The sequence below is a fragment of the Stutzerimonas tianxiuensis genome, from assembly GCF_053470365.1.
In genome coordinates, this window is the sequence record NZ_JBPVWS010000032.1 from 1 (window position 1) to 5,562 (window position 5,562).

Annotated in this window: 2 tRNA genes and 3 rRNA genes; all 5 read left to right on the forward strand. The window is 51.6% G+C overall.

What is annotated here, in order from left to right:
- The first annotated feature begins 287 nt into the window (after nucleotides 1-287).
- A 16S ribosomal RNA gene (locus tag ACSSNI_RS22575) occupies nucleotides 288-1,824 on the forward strand.
- Nucleotides 1,825-1,915: 91 nt separating this feature from the next.
- Nucleotides 1,916-1,992: transfer RNA gene (locus ACSSNI_RS22580), tRNA-Ile, on the forward strand.
- Between the two features lie 30 nt (nucleotides 1,993-2,022).
- A tRNA-Ala gene (locus ACSSNI_RS22585) sits at nucleotides 2,023-2,098 on the forward strand.
- 253 nt (nucleotides 2,099-2,351) lie between these two features.
- Nucleotides 2,352-5,242, forward strand: a 23S ribosomal RNA gene (locus ACSSNI_RS22590).
- A gap of 154 nt (nucleotides 5,243-5,396) precedes the next feature.
- Nucleotides 5,397-5,512, forward strand: a 5S ribosomal RNA gene (gene rrf / locus ACSSNI_RS22595).
- The 16S, 23S and 5S rRNA genes sit together here with 2 tRNA genes alongside, the layout of an rRNA operon.
- Nucleotides 5,513-5,562: the final 50 nt, after the last annotated feature.

The window sequence follows — 5,562 nt, forward strand, 5'->3', positions numbered from 1 at the left end:
GCGCAAGCGGTTGAGAAGAAAGAAAAACTTCTTCAAAAACAGCTTGACGAGAAACAAGGCTGCTGTAGAATGCGCGGCCTCGGTTGAGACGAAAGACTTGATCGAAACGCTCTTTAACAACTGAATCAAGCAATTCGTGTGGGTGCTTGTGAGGTAAGACTGGTAGTCAGCAAGATTATCAGCATCACAAATACTCAACGAGAAATCATTGAGTGCTCTTCTTTTAGGAGAAGAGATTTGCGATTGCTGAGCCAAGTTTAGGGTTTTCTCAAAACCCAAGCAGTATTGAACTGAAGAGTTTGATCATGGCTCAGATTGAACGCTGGCGGCAGGCCTAACACATGCAAGTCGAGCGGATGAGTGGAGCTTGCTCCATGATTCAGCGGCGGACGGGTGAGTAATGCCTAGGAATCTGCCTGGTAGTGGGGGACAACGTTTCGAAAGGAACGCTAATACCGCATACGTCCTACGGGAGAAAGCAGGGGACCTTCGGGCCTTGCGCTATCAGATGAGCCTAGGTCGGATTAGCTAGTTGGTGAGGTAATGGCTCACCAAGGCGACGATCCGTAACTGGTCTGAGAGGATGATCAGTCACACTGGAACTGAGACACGGTCCAGACTCCTACGGGAGGCAGCAGTGGGGAATATTGGACAATGGGCGAAAGCCTGATCCAGCCATGCCGCGTGTGTGAAGAAGGTCTTCGGATTGTAAAGCACTTTAAGTTGGGAGGAAGGGCATTAATCTAATACGTTAGTGTTTTGACGTTACCGACAGAATAAGCACCGGCTAACTTCGTGCCAGCAGCCGCGGTAATACGAAGGGTGCAAGCGTTAATCGGAATTACTGGGCGTAAAGCGCGCGTAGGTGGTTTGTTAAGTTGAATGTGAAAGCCCCGGGCTCAACCTGGGAACTGCATCCAAAACTGGCAAGCTAGAGTATGGCAGAGGGTGGTGGAATTTCCTGTGTAGCGGTGAAATGCGTAGATATAGGAAGGAACACCAGTGGCGAAGGCGACCACCTGGGCTAATACTGACACTGAGGTGCGAAAGCGTGGGGAGCAAACAGGATTAGATACCCTGGTAGTCCACGCCGTAAACGATGTCGACTAGCCGTTGGGATCCTTGAGATCTTAGTGGCGCAGCTAACGCATTAAGTCGACCGCCTGGGGAGTACGGCCGCAAGGTTAAAACTCAAATGAATTGACGGGGGCCCGCACAAGCGGTGGAGCATGTGGTTTAATTCGAAGCAACGCGAAGAACCTTACCAGGCCTTGACATGCAGAGAACTTTCCAGAGATGGATTGGTGCCTTCGGGAACTCTGACACAGGTGCTGCATGGCTGTCGTCAGCTCGTGTCGTGAGATGTTGGGTTAAGTCCCGTAACGAGCGCAACCCTTGTCCTTAGTTACCAGCACGTAATGGTGGGCACTCTAAGGAGACTGCCGGTGACAAACCGGAGGAAGGTGGGGATGACGTCAAGTCATCATGGCCCTTACGGCCTGGGCTACACACGTGCTACAATGGTCGGTACAAAGGGTTGCCAAGCCGCGAGGTGGAGCTAATCCCATAAAACCGATCGTAGTCCGGATCGCAGTCTGCAACTCGACTGCGTGAAGTCGGAATCGCTAGTAATCGTGAATCAGAATGTCACGGTGAATACGTTCCCGGGCCTTGTACACACCGCCCGTCACACCATGGGAGTGGGTTGCTCCAGAAGTAGCTAGTCTAACCTTCGGGAGGACGGTTACCACGGAGTGATTCATGACTGGGGTGAAGTCGTAACAAGGTAGCCGTAGGGGAACCTGCGGCTGGATCACCTCCTTAATCGAAGACTTCAGCTTCTTCATAAGTTCCCACACGAATTGCTTGATTCACTAGCGAAAAGCGATTGGGTTTCGACCCGAGAGAGACGATTGGGTCTGTAGCTCAGTTGGTTAGAGCGCACCCCTGATAAGGGTGAGGTCGGCAGTTCGAATCTGCCCAGACCCACCAATTGTCATGGGATGTGGCCGATCTGTAGATGGGGCCATAGCTCAGCTGGGAGAGCGCCTGCTTTGCACGCAGGAGGTCAGCGGTTCGATCCCGCTTGGCTCCACCATTATTCTCGACAAATCGCTGAAAGCACAGAAATGAATAGACTCTAGCGAGTGTATTGATTTCTGGTCTTTGCGCCAGTAACTGTTCTTTAAAAATTTGGGTATGTGATAGAAGTAGATTTGGGTAGTTACTTTCACTGGTAATTATTCAAGTCAAGGTAAAATTTGCGAGTTGCTCGAGAGAGCAAATATGCGGATTTTCGGCGAATGTCGTCTTCACGTTATAGACAGTAACCAGATTGCTTGGGGTTATATGGTCAAGTGAAGAAGCGCATACGGTGGATGCCTTGGCAGTCAGAGGCGATGAAAGACGTGGTAGCCTGCGAAAAGCTTCGGGGAGTCGGCAAACAGACTTTGATCCGGAGATGTCTGAATGGGGGAACCCAGCCATCATAAGATGGTTATCACACACTGAATACATAGGTGTGTGAGGCGAACCAGGGGAACTGAAACATCTAAGTACCCTGAGGAAAAGAAATCAACCGAGATTCCCTTAGTAGTGGCGAGCGAACGGGGACTAGCCCTTAAGCTTCTTTGATTTTAGCGGAACGCTCTGGAAAGTGCGGCCATAGTGGGTGATAGCCCTGTACGCGAAAGGATCTTAGAAGTGAAATCGAGTAGGACGGAGCACGAGAAACTTTGTCTGAATATGGGGGGACCATCCTCCAAGGCTAAATACTACTGACTGACCGATAGTGAACTAGTACCGTGAGGGAAAGGCGAAAAGAACCCCGGAGAGGGGAGTGAAATAGATCCTGAAACCGTATGCGTACAAGCAGTGGGAGCCTACTTTGTTAGGTGACTGCGTACCTTTTGTATAATGGGTCAGCGACTTATTTTCAGTGGCGAGCTTAACCGAATAGGGGAGGCGTAGCGAAAGCGAGTCTTAATAGGGCGTCTAGTCGCTGGGAATAGACCCGAAACCGGGCGATCTATCCATGGGCAGGTTGAAGGTTGGGTAACACTAACTGGAGGACCGAACCGACTACCGTTGAAAAGTTAGCGGATGACCTGTGGATCGGAGTGAAAGGCTAATCAAGCTCGGAGATAGCTGGTTCTCCTCGAAAGCTATTTAGGTAGCGCCTCGTGTATCACTGCTGGGGGTAGAGCACTGTTTCGGCTAGGGGGTCATCCCGACTTACCAAACCGATGCAAACTCCGAATACCAGCAAGTGTCAGCACGGGAGACACACGGCGGGTGCTAACGTCCGTCGTGAAAAGGGAAACAACCCAGACCGTCAGCTAAGGTCCCAAAATCCTGGTTAAGTGGGAAACGATGTGGGAAGGCTCAGACAGCTAGGAGGTTGGCTTAGAAGCAGCCACCCTTTAAAGAAAGCGTAATAGCTCACTAGTCGAGTCGGCCTGCGCGGAAGATGTAACGGGGCTCAAACCAGGTACCGAAGCTACGGGTTCAACGTAAGTTGAGCGGTAGAGGAGCGTTCTGTAAGCCTGTGAAGGTGAGTTGAGAAGCTTGCTGGAGGTATCAGAAGTGCGAATGCTGACATGAGTAACGACAATGGGAGTGAAAAACTCCCACGCCGAAAGACCAAGGGTTCCTGCGCAACGTTAATCGACGCAGGGTGAGTCGGTCCCTAAGGCGAGGCTGAAGAGCGTAGTCGATGGGAAACGGGTTAATATTCCCGTACTTCTAGTTACTGCGATGGGGGGACGGAGAAGGCTAGGCCAGCTTGGCGTTGGTTGTCCAAGTTTAAGGTGGTAGGCAGAGATCTTAGGTAAATCCGGGATCTTAATGCCGAGAACTGATGACGATCCTTCTTTTAGAAGGAGAAGTGGTTGATGCCATGCTTCCAGGAAAAGCCTCTAAGCTTCAGGTAACTAGGAACCGTACCCCAAACCGACACAGGTGGTTGGGTAGAGAATACCAAGGCGCTTGAGAGAACTCGGGTGAAGGAACTAGGCAAAATGGCACCGTAACTTCGGGAGAAGGTGCGCCGGTGAGGGTGAAGCATTTACTGCGTAAGCTCATGCCGGTCGAAGATACCAGGCCGCTGCGACTGTTTATTAAAAACACAGCACTCTGCAAACACGAAAGTGGACGTATAGGGTGTGACGCCTGCCCGGTGCCGGAAGGTTAATTGATGGGGTTAGCGCAAGCGAAGCTCTTGATCGAAGCCCCGGTAAACGGCGGCCGTAACTATAACGGTCCTAAGGTAGCGAAATTCCTTGTCGGGTAAGTTCCGACCTGCACGAATGGCGTAACGATGGCGGCGCTGTCTCCACCCGAGACTCAGTGAAATTGAAATCGCTGTGAAGATGCAGTGTATCCGCGGCTAGACGGAAAGACCCCGTGAACCTTTACTATAGCTTTGCACTGGACTTTGAATTTGCTTGTGTAGGATAGGTGGGAGGCTTTGAAGCGTGGACGCCAGTTCGCGTGGAGCCATCCTTGAAATACCACCCTGGCAACTTTGAGGTTCTAACTCTGGTCCGTTATCCGGATCGAGGACAGTGTATGGTGGGTAGTTTGACTGGGGCGGTCTCCTCCTAAAGAGTAACGGAGGAGTACGAAGGTGCGCTCAGACCGGTCGGAAATCGGTCGTAGAGTATAAAGGCAAAAGCGCGCTTGACTGCGAGACAGACACGTCGAGCAGGTACGAAAGTAGGTCTTAGTGATCCGGTGGTTCTGTATGGAAGGGCCATCGCTCAACGGATAAAAGGTACTCCGGGGATAACAGGCTGATACCGCCCAAGAGTTCATATCGACGGCGGTGTTTGGCACCTCGATGTCGGCTCATCACATCCTGGGGCTGAAGCCGGTCCCAAGGGTATGGCTGTTCGCCATTTAAAGTGGTACGCGAGCTGGGTTTAGAACGTCGTGAGACAGTTCGGTCCCTATCTGCCGTGGACGTTTGAGATTTGAGAGGGGCTGCTCCTAGTACGAGAGGACCGGAGTGGACGAACCTCTGGTGTTCCGGTTGTCACGCCAGTGGCACTGCCGGGTAGCTATGTTCGGAAGAGATAACCGCTGAAAGCATCTAAGCGGGAAACTTGCCTCAAGATGAGATCTCACTGGAGCCTTGAGCTCCCTGAAGGGCCGTCGAAGACTACGACGTTGATAGGTTGGGTGTGTAAGCGCTGTGAGGCGTTGAGCTAACCAATACTAATTGCCCGTGAGGCTTGACCATATAACACCCAAACAATTTGATGTTTGCGTGTCAGACGGTTGAAGTCGACAAACAAACCGAAAAGACGCATCGCTCGCAAAGCAAACCAATACCGCAACACCATCACATACCCAATTAGGGGAAGCGACTCAACACCGACTCCCCAACCGAATTGCTTGACGACCATAGAGCGTTGGAACCACCTGATCCCATCCCGAACTCAGTAGTGAAACGACGCATCGCCGATGGTAGTGTGGGGCTTCCCCATGTGAGAGTAGGTCATCGTCAAGCTTCTACACCAAACCCCCGATCTTCGTAAGAGGATCGGGGGTTTGTCTTTG